This window comes from Paenibacillus sp. tmac-D7 (genome assembly GCF_006519665.1).
GTDB lineage: Bacteria > Bacillota > Bacilli > Paenibacillales > NBRC-103111 > Paenibacillus_G > Paenibacillus_G validus.
The window spans coordinates 1-22,681 of record NZ_VIDW01000029.1; the positions used below are offsets into that span (position 1 = coordinate 1).

At 56.8% G+C, this 22,681-nt stretch carries 10 protein-coding genes; 9 read left to right on the forward strand and 1 reads right to left on the reverse strand.

Translation table 11 applies throughout. From position 1 onward, the window contains the following. From FKP33_RS18380 to FKP33_RS18400, 5 genes are all read left to right on the forward strand, one after another. Window positions 1-223, forward strand: a 223-nt coding sequence (locus FKP33_RS18380; protein WP_181410201.1) for a DJ-1/PfpI family protein, incomplete at its 5' end; no start/stop codon positions are given. 190 nt (window positions 224-413) lie between these two features. Continuing rightward, the gene (locus FKP33_RS18385; RefSeq protein ID WP_181410202.1) at window positions 414-1,046 is read left to right on the forward strand and encodes a gluconate 2-dehydrogenase subunit 3 family protein; all 633 of its coding nucleotides are present in this window, start codon (window positions 414-416) and stop codon (window positions 1,044-1,046) included. A 135-nt stretch (window positions 1,047-1,181) separates the two neighbouring features. Next, window positions 1,182-2,846 carry a GMC family oxidoreductase gene (locus FKP33_RS18390; RefSeq protein WP_181410203.1) on the forward strand — a complete coding sequence of 555 codons (1,665 nt, stop codon included), beginning with the start codon at window positions 1,182-1,184 and terminating at the stop codon, window positions 2,844-2,846. 172 nt (window positions 2,847-3,018) lie between these two features. Beyond that, window positions 3,019-4,689 carry a GMC family oxidoreductase gene (locus FKP33_RS18395; RefSeq protein WP_141336002.1) on the forward strand — a complete coding sequence of 557 codons (1,671 nt, stop codon included), beginning with the start codon at window positions 3,019-3,021 and terminating at the stop codon, window positions 4,687-4,689. A 19-nt stretch (window positions 4,690-4,708) separates the two neighbouring features. Continuing rightward, the gene (locus tag FKP33_RS18400; protein ID WP_141336003.1) at window positions 4,709-5,443 is read left to right on the forward strand and encodes a gluconate 2-dehydrogenase subunit 3 family protein; all 735 of its coding nucleotides are present in this window, start codon (window positions 4,709-4,711) and stop codon (window positions 5,441-5,443) included. Window positions 5,444-5,781: 338 nt separating this feature from the next. Here the strand turns inward: FKP33_RS18400 and FKP33_RS18405 are convergent, their stop codons facing one another. Continuing rightward, entirely contained in the window at window positions 5,782-7,032 is a 1,251-nt protein-coding gene (locus tag FKP33_RS18405) for a copper amine oxidase N-terminal domain-containing protein (protein WP_141336004.1), read from the reverse strand. Between the two features lie 520 nt (window positions 7,033-7,552). On the opposite strand from FKP33_RS18405, the gene FKP33_RS18410 reads away from it, so the two are divergent. The 4 genes from FKP33_RS18410 (at window position 7,553) to FKP33_RS18425 (ending at window position 22,624) form a co-directional block, all read left to right on the forward strand. Continuing rightward, the gene (locus FKP33_RS18410) at window positions 7,553-16,252 is read left to right on the forward strand and encodes a family 43 glycosylhydrolase (protein ID WP_141336005.1); all 8,700 of its coding nucleotides are present in this window, start codon (window positions 7,553-7,555) and stop codon (window positions 16,250-16,252) included. 87 nt (window positions 16,253-16,339) lie between these two features. Further along, window positions 16,340-16,945, forward strand: coding sequence for a TlpA family protein disulfide reductase (locus tag FKP33_RS18415; RefSeq protein WP_141336006.1), 606 nt, complete (start codon window positions 16,340-16,342; stop codon window positions 16,943-16,945). A gap of 19 nt (window positions 16,946-16,964) precedes the next feature. Next, complete coding sequence (locus tag FKP33_RS18420) at window positions 16,965-20,900, forward strand: beta-L-arabinofuranosidase domain-containing protein (RefSeq protein WP_141336007.1); 3,936 nt, start codon at window positions 16,965-16,967, stop codon at window positions 20,898-20,900. Window positions 20,901-20,926: 26 nt separating this feature from the next. After that, entirely contained in the window at window positions 20,927-22,624 is a 1,698-nt protein-coding gene (locus FKP33_RS18425; protein WP_141336008.1) for an S-layer homology domain-containing protein, read from the forward strand. The last annotated feature ends 57 nt before the right edge of the window (window positions 22,625-22,681 follow it).

The following is a 22,681-nucleotide window of genomic DNA, read 5'->3' on the forward strand; positions in this document are numbered from 1 at the left end:
TGGCGGATGGATGCTCGCGTCTGCGGGTGCGGTACGCGGACGGCGGGTGACGGGCTATCTGCCGATTCGCGACGACATGGTGAACGCCGGGGGCGAGTGGGTAGATGCTGAGGTCGTGTGCGACGGGAACGTGATTACGTCCCGAACGCCTGACGACTTGCCGGCCTTCGCCCGGGAAATCGTCGGATACCTGGATCGGGCGTCCGTGAGCAGTAGCGTCTAAGTAGGCGCGGTAGACGTCGCACGTTGCAGCAATGGACGCTGACGAGCACCGCTGACCCGTCCGAGGCTAGGCGGTGTTGCGAAAGGGGAAAACCGCCTTAACCCGTGAAATGGTTGGATTAGCAGCGAAAACCATCCATTTCCGGGGATGGTGGCACAAGTAACTCTAGAAGTTGGAGGGAGGAGTTAGCGTGTCGTCTTTGTCTTTTCCCGAGGAGGAGCTAGGAAACACAAATGTTGGAGCAACGAAAGAGGCAAGGGAAAAATTCGCCCCACTCAAGCCGAGGCTAGGCGGTTTTGCAAAGCTGATCGAGTTCACGGAGACGCAAGCGGCGGCTCTGAATGCGGCAGCCGATCGAATCATTCCTGGCGGCGAGGGATTTCCCTGGCCTAGCGAAGTCGGGATCGTGCACTTTATCGCGCACTACATCGCGCCGAGCGGCGAGGAGCCTAGATGGTTCCCCTTCGCCGGTGAGGATGACTTCAAGGCAGAATTAGATAAGCTCGGCGAGGACTTACTTCAGGCAGACGTGACCAAGCAGATCGAGATCCTCAAACGTATCGAGCGGGAGTCGCAAACCTTCTTCTCGCAACTCAGAGATCTAGTCTATTACGGGTACTACTCGCGGCCCGAGGTCACAAAGGCGATAAACGAGAATCTCGAGGCAGGTCGCGACTACCGGAGTACGCCGCAGCCTTACGGCTATCTGGACGTTATCGAACAGTGGGATGAATCGATGTTCTCGCGAGTAAAAGGTTCGTATATCCGGACAGAAGAGGTCAAGCGTGTGAACGTCCGGACCTCCGACATAGCCGGGAGTTGAGTGGAGCAGGACACTATCAAGCGAGGAGCATTCCTGTAATGCTGAAATTTGATGCTTACGTCTTCGTCCAGATAATCAAAGTAATCAAAGACGGCCGATACGCTGAACCGAACTTATTTAGAGGGAGGATCAAAAATGGCGAACTATGTGGACACGAACGTTCTAGTAATCGGCGCGGGAGCGGCCGGTGCCGCAGTCAGCAAACGGCTGAGCGACGCAGGGATCAAGGTCACGTGCCTGGAGCAGGGCGATTGGGTGCATCCGCTCGACCACCCGCATTTCCACCACGAATGGGAGATCGAGAGGAAACGAGGTTGGGACTTCGAGCCGAACAAGCGCAAGCTTCCGGAGGACTATCCGACTACGGGAAACGCAACACCGTACGTATTTAACGCTGTTGGCGGCTCGACCAGGCACTACGCGGGCGCCTGGCCACGTTTCAAACCGGTCGACTTCCGTAAGGGGACGGAGCACGGGCTGGAAGGAACGATCGACTGGCCGATCAGCTACGAGGAGCTAGAGCCGTTCTACAACATCAATGACGCGGAGGTCGGGGTGGCGCGTGTAGTCGGCGACCTGGGGAATCCCAAAAAACCGCCGGGCTATGGTCCCCCTATCCCACCGGGAAAGCTCGGCCTGAAGATGGCAAAGGCGTTCGGGAAACTCGGGTGGCACTGGTGGCCGGCAGACTACGCCATCCTGACCCGGCATAAGGACGGCCGTCTCCCCTGCAATGCGTGCGGACCCTGCTTAAGCGGGTGCCCGCGCGGTTCGATCGGCTCTGCAGATGTTACTTACTGGCCCAAGGCAATCCGAAACGGCGTCGATCTGCGCACCAACGCTCGGGTAGAGCGGATTAACGTTGGCAACGACGGGCGCGCCACTGGTGCGACTTACATCGACCGAATTACCGGCGAGCGGCACGAGGTTCGCGCAGACATCGTCGTGATGTGTGCGAACGCTATCGGTACCCCCCGCTTGCTCCTTATGTCCGCCCAGAACGGACACCCGGACGGTTTGGCGAACAGCAACGGACTTGTAGGCACGCACCTCATGTTCCACAGCTGGGCCTTCGAAGACTTCTGGTTCGATGAGCCCATAGAGGACTACAAGGGCCCCGAACCGGCGTCCCTGTACAGCCAGGAGTTCTATGACACGAATCCAGTTCATGACTTCGTCAACGGATTCTCATTGCAAGTCGGGCGGGCCAACGGTTCCGCCTACACGGCTATGGGAACGACGAGTGGTTATCTTGCGCCGTGGGGGGCGGACCACCGGAAATTCTTCAACGACCACTTCGGACGGCATGTACTCGTCTACGTGCAGGGAGAGGATCTCCCGGTAAGAACGAACAGGGTCACGCTAGACCCCAAGGTCACCGATTCAAGCGGGCTTCCCGCGCCACATTTGTACTACAAGCTGCCCGAAAACGACGCTCGACTCATCGAGTTCGGCAGGCAAAGGGCTCGAGAGGCCGCCGAGGCCGCTGGCGGCCTAATAGATTCGAGTAGTACGGGGGTTACCGGCGTTACGAAACCATCGCCAGGCTGGCACATTATGGGCACCTGCCGGATGGGAAATTCGCCGGAAGATTCGGTAACCAACAAATTCAATCAGACCTGGGACGTCCCTAACCTCTTCATCGTCGACGCCAGTTCGCTCCCGACCAGCGCCGCCGTCAATCCGACCAGTACCTTGCAGGCACTTGCCGTCCGCTGCGCCGAATACATCAAGCGGCGTCACCCCCACATCCTGTCGCAGAAGGTCACACCCAGCAATGCCGATGCACCGGGTTTTTGAGAGAGCGTGAGACAACACCGTGTTCGAAAAGGTCGAGGCCGCCGTTGCCGATGACGTTAAGTAACGCTCGAACAAGAAAGAGGAAAACCACCACAACCCGCAAAGCCGATGAGTTAGCAGCAATAACCATCCATTTCGCGAGGACGAATTCGTCTAGAAAGGGAAGATATATATGACGTATGTGAAGAAGCCCGAACCGGTCGACGTATGTATCGTGGGGGCAGGTGCAACCGGTGCCACTACCGCAAAGGTTCTGGCAGAAGCAGGTTTGAAAGTAGTGGTGTTAGAGAAAGGTCCCCGGATGAAGCCGGAGAACTTCTCAGGTGACGAACTTAAGTATGTTAACCGGAACTACCTGTGGCCGGACCCGAAGATCAACCCGAGGACCGTGCGTCCGGATGAACACGCTGAAGCGAAGCGGTTCCAGTTTTCCCCCACGCCGCAGATGGTCGGCGGAGGTACGGTGCATTGGGCCGGATGGGTCCCGCGTCCGTTGGAATGTGACTTTAAGATGCGCTCTCTGCACGGTGATATTGAGGGCGCCAGCCTTGCGGATTGGCCTATCACTTATGATGACCTCGAGCCCTACCTCACCAAGGTCGAGTGGGAGTTCGGTATCTCCGGGCTTGCTGAAGCAAACAAGTATGAACCACGGCGGAGCAAAGGATACCCAACACCGCCGTTGCCTCCTACGCAGTTTGGGAAGAAATTCTATGAGGGGAGCAATAAGCTCGGGATAAACGCATTCCCGATTCCTCAGGCCATCATCACGAAGCCCCACAAGGGGAGGACTCCATCGAACTGGACGGGATTCTGGAATCAGTACGGCGACCCGGGAACCACTCGGTCGAGCACGTTGACTACCTTTATCCCCGAAGCTCTGGCCACGGGACGGTGCGATCTGCGAACCGGGTGCTACATCCGTGAAGTCACCCTACATCAAGATGGCCGTGCCAAGGGGGTAATCTACTTCGATTCGCAGGGGCGCGAGGTCGAACAGGAGGCCAGCATCGTGGTTTTATGCCCTGGTGCCATAGAATCGACGCGGCTGCTGCTGATGTCCAAATCCAGCCAATTCCCAGACGGTTTGGCAAACAGCAGTGGACTGGTCGGGAAGAACGCGACCTTCCACGAATACGCGTTCGCGACCGGCCTCTTCGACAAGGAAGTGCACGATCCTCTCTACGGGTTTGTTGGTAACTACATCAGCGGAGGCTCGATGCAGTTCTACGAAACCGATGAGAAGCGGGGACACATCGGCGGTTGTATCCTGGCGGCGTCGCAAGTAGGACACCCCATCAACTGGGTTTTCCCGGATAGGCCGGAGTGGGGGATGGCCATGAAAGATGCGGACCGCGACTTCTACAATTACTCGATGAAGATCGGGATTATCCTTCAGGACCTGCCTCAAGAGTCCAATAGAGTGGACCTTGATCCCGAGGTTAAGGATGCTTGGGGGGTACCGGTTGCGCGGATCACGTACAAACCGCACTCGAACGATATTCGCATGGCGAAGTGGATGATCAACAAAAACGCGGAGATCCTCGAAGCGGCGGGGGCGTCGAAGACCATCAAGGTCATTCCCGAAAACTCGTTGACCGGCAACACTTGCCACCAACACGGTACCGCGCGGATGGGCAATGATCCTTCCAAGAGCGTGCTGAACAAGTGGTGTCAGGCACACGATGTCGAGAACCTCTACATCCTGGACGGGAGCAGCTTCCCAACGTCCCTGGGGGTCAACCCGACGCTCACGATGATGGCCAACGCTTGGCGTTGCTCCGAGTATATCGCGGAAGTCCATGCCAAGGGTCGCCAGAAGCAGAAAGCCGCAGGCCTATAACAAAGAGGAGGCGTGTTTCATGACAAGCAAAGCAGATTGGTCCGTCATCGGATCTCCAGTGGATCACGAGTCCGACGAGCGCTTGTTCTTCGATCAGCACGAGTGGGAGACGATCGAATCCGCGACAGCTCGGATCATACCAACAGACCATGACCCCGGCGCACGGGAGGCTGGCGTGGTCCGGTTCATCGACCGTTACCTTTCGGGCATAGACTACATCTACGCAGCTGCCGACGGGAGCGGGTTTCTAATGATGGAGGGCAAAGAGGCCGACGCCTGGCGGGAGCGCATTACCGAGATGCAGGAGAACTACCGTCAGGGGATCCGGAAGCTGGATGAACTCTCCCGTGAGCAGTTCGGTGCCGCTTTCAAGGACTTGAGCGAGGACCGACAGGATGAGATTCTGGTGGCCCTGTCAGGGAGGCCGAAGCCGCAGCCCATGACCCTGACTTCTGAGGGTGAGCACAGTACCTTTCTCCAGGGTGCGTTCGATGAGGGCATGGACTTCTTCAGTGCTTTGGTGCTCCACACCCGGCAAGGGTTCTATTGCGACCCGGTCTACGGGGGCAACAAGGATCACGTCAACTGGAAGGTCATCGGCTTTCCCGGCCCTAAAACCTTGGCCGACACCAACACCTGCAAGTACAGCGTCAAGGAATATTACGTCCAAGATTACGACTGGGCCGATCTGGTCCCTTACCTGAAGGAGAGGGAGAATTCAGCAATCGGTGTAGAAGAGAAGCAAGAGGAGTAGCCATAAAGATCGCCGTTGTAAGAGCCTTTCAGTTGGGGTGGATCTAGAGTGGACGCTCCGTAGGCATACAACGATTCGAGAGATTAGGAGCCACTCTGGAGTTGGTAGAGTGGCTTTTTCTTGATGAAGACTCCGTATCCGGGTTAAAACGCGATTGATGGGGAGGACCCCAAATTTCTCCAACACTCAGAGGGTCTTGCTCTTGGCTAACGGTAGGCGCTTGCCACCCCCCATTCCGGACTTCACCTTAGAGGTGACGCCCATGTTGGGCGTAAAACGAGAGCAACACCTGCTGAGGTGGATGCTCTCGTTCGTTTATTCGCCCTTGGAAACCAGACTTAGGAAGCGGGTGTGATGGTGATCGTTTTTTTGTTGTCGTCCCAGTGTACGTTAGCTCCGAGCGCTTCGCTGACAAACCGTAAAGGGACCATCGTGTTCCCGTTCACTATTCTGGGGGCCGCTTCCAACGTTTGATCCTGACCCTTGATTTTGGCGCTGCTGTTGTCGATTTGAAGCCAGACTGACGTCGCTCCTTTGTTGGCTGTGACTGATTGATCGCCGGCGTTCCAGAGCACTTCAGCTCCAAGCTTCTCAAAAATAGCCCGCATAGGCACCAGCGTGTTACCGTTGACGATGACCGGCGGCTGTTCGAAGATCAGATAATCCCCGTCTACGACTACCGTAATCCAGTCATCCAGGATTAAAGGTTTAAAATCGATGCCTGTTCCGGTCAGCCTCTCCCGTGCTGCGGAAACTTCGGCAATGGTTCTCTCGCGTTGCTGCAGAATCGCATGCTTGACGTTTAACCAGGCGTCACGTATGTCTCGCAGTGACTCGTTCTTTCGGTTTTGGACACTTCGCTGGGTGTCGCTGATCCGCTTGTTCATATCCGCTTCCGCTTGGACAAGAGCCTCCGCCATCAGCTTTTCCGCCTCGGCCTTTGGCAGGTCGCCGTCGTCATAGCGGTCCATAATGCTGCCTGCGCTGTGAATAGACGATTCATCGTCAAACCGGTCCATTACGCTACCCGCCGAGTCGGGGTTCACCTCATCGTCATACAAATCCATGGCGCTGCCTGCCGAATCGGGGTTGAGTGTGTCATCATAAAGATCCGCAGCATCGCCTGCCGAATCAGGATTTAAGCTGTCCTCGAAAAGATCCATTGGGCTGCCTGCGTCGTTCGGATCCATCGTGTCCTCATAGAGATCCATCGGACCCCCTGCCCGGTTCTTGTCAGTCGTCCTCACATAGTCTCTAAATGCATTGCTTTCCTTGTAGCTTTTTTTCAACTGCTGAATATCGTTCTCCAGTATGCTTGTCATCCCATCGAGGTCTGCGTGCGCGACCCGCATCAGCTCGTTATAAACCGACGTCATTTGACCGTGATACGTGTCATACAAATGTCTTTCATTCTGGAGATAAGCCTTGTATATATCCCGATGTTTTTTCTCAAAGGCATGGTATTGATCGCTCATCTGGTTAATGAACGCCGTATCCGCCGCCGAGGCATGGCGGGGAACCGCGCCAAAGCTTAATGTAATAGCAAGTGAGCCGAGCAGGAGCTTAAAGGTTGTACTAGTTCTTTTCATCCTAACCCTCCAAAATAATGTTGATAAAATCCAGAACCATTTGTACTTATGTAAAATCCAACCAATAATGAATTATCATACTATAAATTCTGGAAATAAAAATGGGTATCCAGGGGGATCAAATCTAGTCAATTTTTCATGGTTTGACGATCACCTGAGGAGGTTATCCCGGGTGGCGTGCCTTTATTCCCATCCAGTGCTCGAATGCGATGTCGAATGGCGGCAATTTTCATTCACATAATTCCAAGTGCTTAAGTGTGATTTATCATGGCAGACGAAATCCCGGAGCCGCAGATGGGCCGGCAGGATCGTCAGTATGACCGGACGGCAGCAAATGGGATGAAATAGCTTAAAAAATTGCTGGAAATTGCAAATACTTTAGGAGTGCTTCTTGTTATGCTTAAGCTAGTTCCTAAATCTGGAGAGGTAGAAGGTGAGATGATGAATCGTACTTTGTCGTGAAGACATCGTAGCTTGCAGACCGCAAAATCATCAAGGAGTCCCGAAAGGAGGTAGTCGATTGAGAAAAAAAGGTTCGGTTACATATTCGCACATTCGAAAGGCGCTGGCTTACGTCCTCATTAGTAGTATGATGCTGGCCCTAATGCCGCCGATTCCGCTGGCCGCAGCTGTCGGGGAGCCGCTAGCCGTGTTCCGGGAAGATTTCAACGACGGGAATGCCGACGGCTGGAAGGCTTACGGATCGGCAGATGCCGCAAACCGGGGAAGATGGCAAGTGAATGAAGCCAGGCAATACACGGTAAACGGTTCACCCGGAGCCAAGGTCATTGCCGAACATACAAGCTTCGCCGACTTGATCTATGAAGCTGATTTTCAAGTTGGCGGCATTCATTCGGATCAGAGCGGGCTTATATTCCGGGTCACAAATGTAAGCGATAACGTTGCGGATGGCTACAACGGTTATTTCGCCGCCTTGCGCGTGGACAAGAAAGTCATGCTGGGCCGTGTGACGGGCAACAATGAGTGGAGGGAGCTCACGACAGCACCGATTGACTCCGCCAACGCGCATCTGAAGGTGATCGCGGTGGGCAACCGGATTCAAGTCTTTGTGAATGACATGAACACGCCTAAGATCGACTTCACGGACAATGACGGCAAGCAAATAACGTCTGCAGGCGCCGTGGGCTTAAGAACCTGGTGGGGAACCTCGGTGATTGACAACATTCAAGCGAAGGCCTATGCGGCGCAAACGACGGCGGAGCCCGAGTTTCTTACTACCGGCGGGACTTACGCCTCCGAGCAGCTCGTGGCGTTAACCGCAGGCACATCGGAAGCCACGATCCGCTATACGGTCGACGGAAGCGCGCCGAATCCGACATCCCCCGTCTATTCATCCCCGATTTCCATCGCAACGACGACCCTTATCCAAGCTTATGCGGAGAAGGCGGGGGAGACGGTTTCTGATGTCGTTAGCGCGCATTACGTCATAGCCGGTCAGGAGCCGGTGTTTACCGAAAACTTCGACGACGGAAATTCGTCGGGCTGGACGACGTATGCCGGTCAACAAACCGGAAGCTGGACGGTTTCGCAGGATGTTTACGCGTATCAGGTCACGAATCCGCGCGGTGACAAGGCCGTGGTGGATGCGGTGTACGGCGACTTCCAGCTGGAGGTTGATCTGAATCCGCAAGGGACGCTTCAGGACAGCGGGGTCATCTTCCGCGTAAGCGATCCGGGCCATGGCGCGGATAAGATGAACGGCTATTATGCAGGTCTGAATACGTCGGGGTTCCTGATTGTCGGCAAAATGAACTCGGCCGGCAATGGCGGTCAGGGAAGCTGGACCGGTATATCCAAGACAGTGGCGGATGTAAAGCCAAATGAATTTAACCGGCTCAAGGTCGTGGCGCTCGGCACCCGCTACTACATTTATTTGAACGGCAAGCTCGTCACCGCCTTCACGGACGAAACCTATCCGTCCGGAACGATCGGACTGCGCACATGGAACGACAACAAGTCGGCCGTGTACGATAATGTATCGCTCTTGAGCCTGACGAAGGTGACGTCCCAAGCGAAAGCGCCGGTCTTTATCCCCGGCGGGGGGACATTCAAGGGCTCGCAAACGGTTATGATCCTAAGCCCTACACCCGGGGCCACCATCCATTATACGACAGACGGGAGCATGCCTAATACGAGCTCGCCTGTTTACGGCTCGCCGTTGACTGTCACACAAACGACCGTGCTGAGAGCCTACGCGGTGAAAGAAGGAATGCTCGATTCGTCGACGCAAACGTCTGTGTTTACGAAGGAAGAACACAGCTTTACGGAAGACTTTAATGACAAGCAAGCGGACGGCTGGACGACCTACGGCGGCGTATGGAATGCAGCCGACGGCGCTTACCGCGTGAACAAAGGCGCCGGCTTCAAGTCGGTCGCGGAAGGCACTGACTTTGCCGATTTCACCTATGAAGCCGACATTACGCTCCAAGACGGCGTCAACAACGATAACGCCGGGCTTATTTTCCGCGTAAGCGATCCGAGTAACGGAGCCGACAGCATGAAAGGCTATTATGCCGGCCTTGGGGTGAACGGCCGCGTCCAGCTGGGTCGTTTAAGCAACAACTGGACGGAGCTCGCATCGATTATGTACCCGGTGCAGCCAAATAAAACGTACCGCTTGAAAGTGACGGCTTTAGGCAGCCAAATCGATATTTATGTCGACGGCGAGCATATCGTCAGCGCAGTTGACAGCGCTTACACTACAGGGGCCATCGGCGTGCGGTCGCACTGGGTGAACGCAGGCTACGATAACATCCGCGTACAAGACGCAGGCGCAGTCGTGCAGCCGACCTATGATTGGTCGTGGGTGAAGGGCGCGGTATTCGTACCGACCCATGCGGTCAACCAGCTGCAGCAGTGGGATGCGTACAATCATGAGGTAAACGACCGGGAGCTTTCGTATGCTCATACGTACGGGATTAATTTCGTACGGGTATTTTTGCACAACCTGCTGTGGAAGAACGACAGTGCAAAGCTGCTCGCCAATCTGGAGGATTTTCTGCAGCTGGCCGATAAGTACGGCATCAAGGTGGAGATCGTGTTCTTCGACGACTGCTGGGACGATCATCCGGTGCCGGGACCGCAGCTGCCGCCAAGGTACGGCGCTCATAACAGCCGCTGGGTAGAGGCCCCGGGGGATGACATCAAAGCGAACTACGCCGCGAATAAGGATGATTTGAAAAGCTATGTGCAGGGCATTGTCAATGCGCATAAGAACGATCCGCGAATCGCCTTCTGGAACATCTATAACGAGCCGAGCAACGGCGAAAGCGGACTGATGGACCAAATTACGAAGCAAATCATGAACGATTCGCGGATTTGGATCAAGGAAACCGGCTCCAGCCTGCCGGTATCGTCGACGGGGGCCCAATTCTCGGGCGGCCCAACATCGGATTTTATCACATGGCATCCGTATGAATCCGATTACCCGACGCCGTTTGGCGTAAGCAAACAAATTTTGGCCGATGAAACGATGAACCGGCTGACGCAATCGGTACCCGGCGTCGTGCGGCATTATGGGGACCAAGGCATCGGGTTCGTCATGTGGGAATTCGGCATCGGCCGGGATAACACCCGCTTCCCATGGGGATCGGATGTGACTCCGCTGACTTCAGAGCCGGAGGTTCCGTTCCACGGCATCGTTTACCCTGACGGGCATCCGTGGGATGTCAACGACATCAAGGCGCTCACCGGACCGGCCTTCGACACGCTGCCCGTGTTTCAGGTGAAGTACTTTAAAGACGCGAGCTTCACAACCTTGGCTAAATCTTCGATCACGCCACGTGTTGACTTCGATCTTGGCGACGAGAAAGGAACCGGCTCGCCCGATCCGACGGCGGGCATCGGCGAGGACCAATTTTCGATCCGTTGGGTCGGCTCCATCAAGCCGGTTCAATCGGGCGTGCATACGGTCTATGTCGACAGCGATCATCTGGCAGGGGTGTGGATCGGCGATACGAAGGTCGTCGACAAGACGAGCGGCGGCAGGGAGGAAGTCAGCGGCGACATCGCGCTGAACGCCGGACAAACGTACACGGTCCGCATCGAGTATGCGCACGCGGCGGGAGACGCCAGTATGCATGTGCGATGGTCCGGACCAGGCTTGGCGAAGCAGGTCATGCGGCCGGTTTATACGGGCAAAAGCGTTCAGTCGGTCATGCTGGATACGCCTTCCTTCAGCCTGAAAGCGGGCGAAACGAAAAAATTGAACGCAGTGGTGGAACCGATCGACGCCTCCAACCAGCAGTTGCTTTGGAGCTCCAGCAATACCGGGGCAGCCGCTGTCGACAGCACCGGACTCGTCCGGGGTGTGAACAAGGGCACAGCTACAATAACCGTAACCGCGGCAGACGGGGGAGCGACGGCGACCTCCGAAGTAACGGTTAGCGCCGGAACGACTTTCGTGAACCCGATCGTACCGGTTTCCGGCGGTGCGGGCGCCGCTGACCCGAGCATCGTATTCAAGGACGGCTTCTACTATTACGTGAAGTCCGACAGTGATTCGTCCCTTCAGGTCGCCAAGGCAAGGCGGCTTCAGGATATCGGCACTGCGCCGCGTGTAACGGTATACACGCCTCCGGCCGGGGAGCCGTATTCGAAGGAGCTATGGGCGCCGGAACTGCAGTATGTCAAGGGCAAATGGTACATATACTTTGCGGCGGACGACGGCAACAACGCCAATCACCGCATGTATGTACTTGAGGGCAATTCACAGGATCCGCAAGGCACGTATACGTTGAAGGGTAAAATCGCCGACGCCTCGGATAAATGGGCGATCGACGGGACCGTACTCGAGAAGGACGACGGTTCCATGTATTTTGTCTGGTCCGGATGGGAAGGCGATGTCAATGAGAAGCAGAACATTTACATCGCGCCGATGAGCGATCCGTGGACCATCAGCGGTCCGAGGGTACAGCTGTCCACCCCGGATCAGCCTTGGGAACGCATAGGTACGCCTTATATTAATGAAGGGCCGGAAATTTTGAAGAAAGACGGCAAGCTGTTTATCGTCTACTCGGCCAGCGGCAGCTGGACGGACGAATACAAGCTGGGTCTGCTGACAAATTCGGACGGCGATGTATTGAATCCGGCATCCTGGACGAAGTCCGGTCCTGTGTTCAGTCAAGCGCCGGGCGCTTTCGGACCCGGTCACAATACCTTCACGACGTCCCCGGACGGAACAGAAGATTGGATCGTCTACCATGCCGACCTGAGGTCGGGCGGAAGCTGGGGCAATCGCAGCGTGCGAGCCCAGAAGTTTACATGGAATGCGGACGGTACGCCGAACTTCGGAACTCCGGCTGCCTACGGTTCGCCGGTGGAGCAGCCATCCGGTACACCGGAGGTGGAGCGCTACCACTACGAAGCGGAGTACGGCGAGCTGCTGGGAACGGCTGAAATCCGCAACAGCGTTGACGCTTCGGGAGGCAAAGTTGTCGGTCGCTTGGACAACGCGGGCACCGACGGCGTAATCTTTCATGTGAATGTGGAGCGGGCAGGCACGTACTCCCTGATCGTGATGGCAGCCAATGGCACCGCAGGCGGAGCTGCGGCGCAGCACGACGTATCGGTTAACGGTGCGGCTTCTCAAGTCATCAGCTACCGCAATTACGGCTGGGAGCGCTATAACCCGACGTCGATCGATATCAGCCTGAATGCGGGCGCGAACACGATCAAACTTACCAAAAGAAACCATTTCGCGGAGCTTGACAGCATCATTCTGGAGGCGCTGGAAAGCAGCGGTTCGGCTGTTCCGGTAGAGAGCGTTATGCTCGATAAGACGGCTTTAACGCTGGCTCAAGGGGAAACCGCTGCTATCGTGGCCGCAGTTAGACCGCTTGCCGGCACGATGAAGCAGTTGACCCTGACATCGTCGAATCCGGAGGTGGCGTTAGTCACGGAATCCGTAGTCGATTCGGCTACCGGCAGCACGACCTTGTTCATTAAAGGTCTGAAGCCGGGAACGGCTGCCGTGAAGGTGGCAAGCGCCGGAAATCCGGCTCTGTTCACGGAGGCCGTAGTTACCGTACGGGGCTTGCCGAGCGAGCCTGATCTGACCGGCTTTCAGGTGGACTCGTTTGACAACGCCGCGCTGAGCGGTGAATGGTCGATTTTCCAAGAAAGCCCGGGCGACTGGAGCTTGACGCAAAATCCGGGAGCGCTGACCATTCATACGACGCCGACCGATGTATATCAGGACAATAACAGTCAAAACAACGTGTTCCTGCGCAATCCGGGAAGCGGCGATTTCGAAATCGTAACGAAGGTCACGGCGCCGATCGCCAAAAATCATCAGCAGGGCGGACTGTTTATCTGGCAGGATGCCGATCATTTCGTGAAGCTGGCCCATGTCTGGGTGAACGGAGCAACCATCGAAACGGCCTATGAGATCGGACGCAGCTACAAGAAGCCGGGCAATCCCGCTGCACATCCCGGCGGCGACACGATTACCCTGAAAATCAGAAAGCTGGGCAATGTGTATACGACGTATTATTGGAACGGGTATGAATGGCTTCAAGCCGCCGATCCGGTAACCGCAACTCTGACCGATATTAAGGTTGGTTTGTTCGCCAACAATATTGTCGCGACAAATGATCGCATCGATGCCAAATTCGATTATTTCGCGATCCGGGCCATTCAAGGCGGGGTGAAGCTCGATCCGAAAATGGTAACGCTGCGGCCGGGCGGGAACGTGCAGCTGACGAATCTCGGCGCCAGCGGGAAGGAGCTTCACTGGAGCTCGTCGAATCCGTCGATCGCGGCCGTTACGAGCAGCGGTTTGGTTGAAGCGAAGGCACCGGGCCGTACGGTAATCAAGGCGGCATCGGTGAATGGAGACTTCTGGGATCAAGCGGTGGTGACCGTTGAAGATACCGCTCTGCCATCGGGCGTGCTGTTTACGGATGATTTCACTGACAATGCCGCTGACGGCTGGTCGACTTACGGCGGGGTATGGACGGCGGCCGAAGGGCGGCTTTCCGTGAAGGCCGGAGCCGGTCATAAGGCGCTGTTTGACGGACAGAGCTTTACGGACTTCATGCTGGAGGCGGATGTGCATATCGCCGGCGGGAATGAAGCAGGGCTTCTTTTCCGGGCAACTAGTGCAGAGATTGGAGCGGATGCGTACGAGGGCTACTACCTTGGGATCAGCGCAGCCAATCAATCTGTGGTCCTGGGCTCGAACTCGGGAGGAACATGGACGGAGCTTGCGTCCAGGAAGCTTCCGGTCGCAGCCGATGAATGGGTGCATCTGAAGGTGATCGCACGGGAGGATCATCTCCAGATTTATGTCAATGACAATCCGCTGAACGTAAACGGGTATCCGAAGTTCGATCTGTTGGAAGCTTCCCATTTGGCCACAGGCCGGATCGGCTTCCGCACCTGGAATGCGGATGCGGACTTTGACAATGTAAGGGTAACCTCGATCGACGAAAGCGGGCTTCCGGCAGGTCCGACCTACACGAATGCCGTGCTTCCGGGCGTCGCCGATCCGTTTATCCTGAAGCATGATGGCATGTACTATTTGTACGGAACGAATACGGCCGATTGGCCGAACATGCCTAACGGAATCAAGGTGTATTCTTCCCCGGATCTCGTGAATTGGACGGCGCATGACGGCTGGGCGCTGCATAAGGACCATTCATGGGGCGATAAACAATTCTGGGCGCCGGAGGTCGTCGAGAAGGACGGCATCTTCTATATGTACTATGCGGTTCAGGAACGGCTTGCGGTCGCCACCAGCACTTCGCCGCTCGGGCCGTTCGTGCAGGAGGTCCAGCAGCCGCTGCATCTGAATACGCCGGAAATCGACGCGCACATCTTCACCGACGATGACGGCAAACGTTATATGTACTTTGTCCGCTTCAATAACGGCAACGAGATCTGGGTTGCCGAGCTGAATGACGATATGAAGAGCATCAAGGAAGATACGTTGAGGTTCGTATTCCGCGCTACACAGACGTGGGAGTTGAGCCAGAAGGCACCGGTGGCGAACATCAACGAAGGACCTTTTGTCCTGAAGCATAACGGGCTGTACTACTTGACCTATTCCGGCAACCATTTCGAGAGTCCGGATTATGGGGTAGGCTATGCGACAGCGCCGACGCCTACAGGCCCTTGGACCAAGTACGCGTACAATCCCATCATGAAATCGAACGCAATCATGCCGGGAGCGGGACATCATTCATTCATCGGCTCTCCGGACGGCTCGGAGCTGTTCATGGTGTACCACACGCACTACAAGGCCGGTACGACCGAGCCGAGAAAGCTGGCGATCGACCGTGTGCATTTTGTGCCGCAGCCGGGAGGAATTGACGCTTTGGAGGTCTGGGGACCGACAATTACACCGCAGCCGGTGCCTTCCCATGCCAAAGCACAGTCCGTGTTGGCAGGCGCAGCGTCTACGGCAGGGGGCATGGCCTTCGACCTGACCTTCGGTCTAAGCGCGGTGACGACGGTTGACTTCGAGCATATCAATGCGCTTGATGTGACCGTAAGCTTCGATCCGAGCCAGGTTGAGCTTAAGGATGCCGCAGCTTTGCGTGAAGGCATAGCGATCGTAGAGAAGAGGCTGCTTGCACCGGGCAAGGTCCGCATCTTGGCGGCGGCGCTCGGCGCCGGACTCCCGGCGAACGGCGACTGGCTCAAACTGACGTTCCAGGCGCTGCCTGTCGCGGAAGCGGTGCAGACCGTCGTTTCGGTAAGCGGCATTGCCATTGCGAATGAAGCAGGCGCCGAGCTGATGGCGAAGGGCGCCTCGCACAGTCTGCAAATTACGGCGAAGGCGGCAAGCAAGGAAGCGCTGGTTCAGGCGATCGCAACCGCACAAGCGAAGCATGACGGCGCATGGGAAGACAATCGCCATGGCGCTTATGTACCGGGCTCCAAGGCGACGCTCCAGGCTGCCATCGACCATGCGGCTGCAACGGCGGTGAACGCGGAAGCTACGCCGCAGCAGATAACCGAGGCGCTGCGGACCGTATCGGAGGCGCTGGCCGCTTTCGAGTCGAAGAGAATCGATGCCAATCTGAACGGCTCAGGCGGGATTACCGTCGGAGATCTGGCTTTAACGGCGGCGTCCTACGGCAAGCAATCCGGTCAGCCCGGATGGGATGAGCAAGCGATGAAAGCGGATGTGAACTACAGCGGCAAGGTGGACATTGAGGATCTGGTGATTGTAGCCAGAGCTATGCTGGATTAGGAATGAAGCGAAGAGACGCCCGGCGGCTGCACCTGCGGGGCGTTTCTTCGCAAATGGCAGAAGCCTCGGAAGGAGTGACGACCGGTTATGAAACGAATAGGGCTGCCGATTCTGCTGGTGCTGGCGCTGTTGATCACCGGCTTCACCTTGGTGCAGAACCTTAAACTGACGGAGCCGACTGGCTTCGATCCCGCCCGCAAGATCGATGCCAAAGCGATGGAGCAAATCTTGATGACGGCTGAGGCGCCGAAGACGGCTTTACAGCGTAGGCATTCCGGCGTCCAAGCGCCTTCTTTTACATTGAAGACGTTGGAGGGCGAAACGGTAACGATCGGCGGATCTAGGAACCGGCCGGTGCTGATCCATTTTTGGGCCAGCTGGTGCGAGGCGTGCGCGGTGGAGGCTCCCACGTTGAAGCGGCTGCATGAGCAGTACAAGGATCATGTGGACTTTTACGGAATCAACGTCTCGACGGAAGAAAAGAACCCCGAGCGCATCTCGGCATTCATGCGGATGAACGGCTTAGCCTATCCGACGCTGATGGACGAGAATAAGCGTGCGGCTTATTTATACGAGCTTCATGCACTGCCGACGACATTTCTGATCGATAAAGACGGTTATATCGCCGATACGTTCCATATGGCCGATCCGATAGAGTTCGAGCAGAAGCTGGAGCGCTTGTCGAGCGAATAATGGGGAGGAATGAGGACACATGAGGTTTCAGGCAAGAATCGCGGCGCTTCTGATCCTAACACTGTATGTCAGCCTGCTTCTGCCGGCGGTTCATCTCGAAGCGGCTGCGAAAGCGCCCGGCTTTATAGAGGATCATTTTGATCAAAGCTACATCAATGACAATTGGGAGATCATCGAGGGTTCGTGGGCCATCTCATCCGGTAAGCTGACCGTGCCTGCAGGCCGGGGCTACAAGGCTTTGGCCAAGAGCGCGGAGCTGCAGGATTTCACGGTCGAAACGGAGATCAGCCTTGCCAATCGTAACGGGGACGCCGGCCTTTTGTTTCGGGTCGCCGACGCCTCTTCAGGAGCCGACAATGTGAAGGGCTATTATGCGGGAATCAGCGCCGGCGGCACGGGCAGCGTGTTTCTCGGCCGGATGAATAACAACTGGACGGAGTTAAAGCGCTCTTCCATCACGGTGAACCCGAACGTAACCTATCGTTTTAAAGTGACGGCTGCAGGCCCGCTCATTCGCTTTTATGTGAATGACGCCCTTGTGCTGGAGCATACCGATAACAGCTACGCATCGGGGAAAATCGGCGTCCGGATCTATCAATCCGAGGCGATTTACGACAATCTGAGGATCAAGCAACAAGACGAAAGCTTGGCGTTCGAGGATACGTTCGAGGATCCTCCGTCAGTCTCCGGGCTTGAGAAATGGAAGGTGATCGACGGCGTTTGGGGCCTGCAAGCGGGAGGCGTTACTGTGCAAGCCGGAGGCGCTGGTGCGAAGCTGCTGGCCAAGGACGCGGACTTCGGCGACGCCACCGTGGAAACGGAGCTGAAGCTTGCTGCTGCGGATGCGAATGCCGGCCTGCTCTTCCGCGTGGCCGGTGCCGGGCCCGGATCCTCTAACGTTCACGGCTATTATGCCGGATTAAGCGCCGACGGAAATGTGACGCTGGAGCGAATGAACGGCGACCGTACGGTGCTGCAAACGGTGAAGGCGCTGGAACAGGTCGATCCGAACCGGTTGTATCAGCTGAAGGTTGCGACGTACGGTGATCAGATCCAGGTGTATGTAGAGGATATGCACAAGCCCTTGATTACGGTGACGGATGACAGCCCGCAGCGTTTAAAGTCCGGCGGAATCGGCTACCGCGTCGAGCGTGGACAGCCGGTGTTCGATCATTTCATCGCCAGCGAATACGCCGTTCCGGTTGAAGCGTTCAAGGAGCCGGTAGCCAATAAAGCGCCGCTCGTACAAACGCCCTTCGTTTCGCTGCCGCTCGGCTCCGTGAAGGCCGAAGGCTGGCTGCTGAAGCAGCTTGAGCTGATGAAGGACGGAGCTACCGGCTACGCGGAGGATTTGTATGCGGAGCTCGGCAGCAACTCCGAATGGCTGGGAGGCACGGCGCCCGATACGAACTGGGAGCGGCCCGTGTATTATGTGAAGGGCCTGGTAGCGCTCGCTTATACGTTAAACGATCCCGGGCTGATCGCCAAATCGCAAAAATGGGTCAACTGGATGCTGCAGAGCCAGCGAGCGGACGGTAATTTCGGACCGAAGAGCGACAATGACTGGTGGCCGCGGATGGTTGCTATCTATGTGCTGAAGGACTATTACGAAGCGACCGGCGATGCGCGGGTGACCGATTTTCTCACCAAGTATTTTCACTATCAGCTCGCGAATCTGGATCAGCGGCCGCTGTTCGATTGGGGGAAAATACGCAATGGCGACAACATGAACGTGGTGCTCTGGCTTTACAACCGGACGGGGGATGCGTCATTGCTGCAGCTGGCGGAGAAGCTGAACGCGCAAGGGTTCGATGTGACGGATCTGTTGACGAACAACAAATTTTTGGAACCGGCCCGGACGAACCCGGACAATTTCTATACGCAGCATACCGTAAACGTGAATCAATCGATCAAAACGCCGGCGATTTACTACCAGCTTTCGAAAAACGATTCGGATAAGAACGCCTATGATGCCGGCGTCGCAAATCTGAATCGCTCGCACAATCAAATCACCGGGATCAACGCAGGCACCGAGATGCTCTCGGGTCTGGCATCGACGCAGGGCGTCGAGCTCTGCGCGATCGTGGAGCGCATTCACAGCGATGCGGTGACGGCGATGATCACGGGCGAAGCGTCCGTAGGAGACGCACTTGAAAAGCTGACCTTCAACTCACTTCCCGGCGCGATGAGCAAGGACATCAAGACACATCAATATTACTCGCTTCCGAATCAGATTCAGAGCCGGAATACGGACCACGGCTTTAAGCAGAATTACGACAATGGCACCGTGCAGTCGCCGTTTTCCGGCTTTCCGTGCTGCCGCTTCAATTTACATATGGGCTGGCCTTATTTTGTCAAAGATATGTGGGCGGCAACGAGTGACGGGGGACTTGGCGTGATTGCATACGGTCCGAGCCGGGTATCGGCGAAAATCAAAGGAGCGGATGTGACGATTCGGGAGGCCACGAATTATCCGTTCGAGGACCAGCTTCGGTTTACCGTGGAGCAGGCTTCGGCCAGTGTAGCCTTTCCGCTCAAGCTGCGCATACCGGCCTGGACGGACGGGGCGGCAGTCAAGGTGAACGGGGAACCGCAGCCGGCGGTTACATCCGGCGGCTACTATACGATTGAACGGACGTGGAGCCAGGGCGATACGGTGGAGCTGACGCTGCCGATGAAGCTTCGGATGTCCACGTGGGTGAATAATTCGGTCGGCATCGAACGCGGGCCGCTCGTCTATTCGTTGAAAATCGACGAGAAGTGGACCGAGCAATCGAATCCGGCGCCTCAGGTGACGGAGCCCGGCTTTAAGCAGTACAACATCACGGCAGACAATCCGTGGAATTACGGACTGCTGATCGATCGGGCTCATCCGGAGGCATCGATTCAGGTCGTCACCTCGGAGATGCCGGACAATCCGTTCGAGCAGGCGAAGACGCCCGTGAAGCTGGTTGCCAAAGGCAAGCTGATCCCGACCTGGGGCAAGGCCCCGAACGGCGTGTCGGCGGCAGAGCCGCCGGTAGGGCCGGTTTATTCCGCGGAGCCCACGGTCAACCTGACGCTCGTTCCGTTCGGATCGGAAAATCTGCGCGTGACTTACTTCCCGGAGGTGACCGGGGACGAGAACGTCTCGCCGGCCAAATACGAGGCGGAGCAAGCACAGATCCACAATGCCAAGGTGAATACGAACAACAGTTACGCATCCGCCTCGAGCTATGTCGGCCATATCGATTTTCCCGACAGCTATGTCAATTTCAATGAGGTTGTCGCACCGAAGAGCGGTGTATACAGGCTGTATGTGTGGTATGCGCAGAATACAGGGAATTATCGTCCCGCAACGGCCCGCATCATCGTGAATGACGGGCAGGAGCAACACGTGGATTTGGCGGGGACGATCGGCTGGGGCCGGTTTATGGCGACCAGCGTTCAGGTCGAGCTTCAGGAAGGGATCAACAGCATCAAATTTATGCGGGGAACGGCTGCGGACGCAGGCTTTTACGAGCTGGATTACATCGCTCTTGCTTCAAGGGCTGCTGTCGGCACGGACGTTGACAGAACGGCTCTTCAGCAGGCGGCGGCCGACGCACAGACCAGGCACGATGCAGCGGCAGAGGATAACCGGCACGGGTATTACATCGCCGGTGCGAAGGCGGCTCTCCAAAGCTCCATCGAGCAGGCCCGTCTGGTAGCGGCCGATGCGGAGGCAACCGGGGAGCAGGTGAAGAACGCTTACGAAGCCTTGACGGAGGCCGTACAGCGCTTCGAGGCCAAGCGGATCAATGCCAACCTGAACGGCTCAGCCGGAGTTACCATAGGCGACCTGGCGATGGCGGCCCGTTCATACGGGAAGCAATCGAAAGAGGCGGACTGGGATGCGAATGCGGCTAAGGCCGACGTCAACCAAGACGGCAAGGTGGACATGGAAGACCTTGCGATTGTGGCAAGATCGATTTAAGACGAGAAGAAAGGGTGAAGCAGTTCATGAGTATGCGTCGAAAGTGGGCAGCGGTAACGACCGCTCTTAGTCTATACGCAGCCGTTTGGATCACGCCGGGAGGAGCGGCGGCGGGCAGCCCGGCCTATGAATTGACGGCTTCGCGCACAAGCCTGAACATCGGTCAGGAGCTCCGCGTTACGATAACGGGGGAACAGCTGGTCGATTTGTACGGTTATGATTTGGAGCTGCATTTCGATACGAGCCGGCTTGAATATATCGGGATGTCCACAGGAATAACCGGAGGGTTCAGCATTACGCCGGATCCGAACGTCAGTCCGCCAAGGCTGATCGATGAGAAGCTCGCCCAAGGCGATATTTTGTTCGGCTTTACCAAAACCGGAGACGCTTCAGGACAAAGCGGGCAGGCCACGCTCGGCACGGTCATCTTTAAGGCGAAATCAGCGGGACAGGCGACGGTGACGCTGGGGCGCGTAAAGGTGATACCGGCCGATTCCAAGGCGCCGGCAGTCACCGCGTCGCCTGAACTTGAGGTACGCGCTTCGGTTTCGGGCAGCGGTGAAACCGACGGCGACCCAACGGGGGGAGGCGATACCGGCGGCGGCAGCAGCGGAGGCAATGCCGGACAACAGCCGAATGCCGCCGCGCTAACGGAGGTGGAGGTCAAGGACGGCAAAGCGTCCGTAAGGCTGCCGGAGAGCGCATCGACGGCTATCGTTCCTTTTGACAAGGTATCCGGACATGAGTTGGAGGTTCAAGCGGGACACCTTGCTATGAAGGTGAAGCCGGAGCTGCTGGCTGCCTTGGCTGCCCGAGCGAACGATTTGAAGGGGGCGACCGTGGAGGTGAAGATGGTTCCGGTAACGGGGCTGGCGGCTCCTGCACCGACTGCGGGAGCCGGAGCCAAGATCAAGATAGCCGGCGTGGTGTATGACCTGCAGGTCACGCTGCGCTCGGCAGACGGTCAGGCGTTTGACGCAGGAATCGTCTCAGGCGGCATTCAGCTCACGTTCACTTACGACGCGTCGACGGTGGACGAATCGCTTCTCGGCGTGTACTATTTCAACGAAGCGACGAAGGCATGGGCGTATGTAGGCGGCACTCTTGAACCCGCTTCCGGACAAATGACGGTAACGCTGGAGCATTTAAGCCGCTATGCGCTGCTGGAACTCGACAAGACCTATGCGGACGTACCCGCTGAGCATTGGGCCTACCGCACCTTGAAGGTGCTGTCTGCCCGGCATGTAGTGAACGGCGTAACGGAAACCGAGTTCCAGCCGAACGGCAAGACGACCCGGGCGGAGTTTGCCGCCATGCTTGTCCGCAGTCTGGAACTGGCGCCAAGCGCTGCGCCGTCGCCTTTCACGGATATCGCGGCAAGCGCTTGGTACGCAAGCGACGTGACGGCCGCCTATCAGGCGGGCATCGTGCAGGGCGTCTCCTTGAACGAATTTGCGCCGGATGCCCCGATGACCCGGGAGCAGATGGCAGCCTTGCTGGTTAGAGCGTATAAGCAGAACGGCGGTCAGGCGACAGGGGCCGGCGGCGGCGGGCTTCTGGCGTTTACGGACGGTTCGGAGGTATCGCGCTGGGCTCAGGCGGAGGTGAGCGAGGCGATTGCGCTTGGTCTGATGAAGGGCAAGGGGGCGATGCAGTTCGATCCTGGAGCAGATGCCGTACGTGCGGAGACGGCGCAGGCCATCCTGAATTTGCTGAAGAAGTAACTGTGCCCTGAAAGAGAAGGAAAGATCCCCGATTGCTTGGAGCGGTTGGGGATCGTT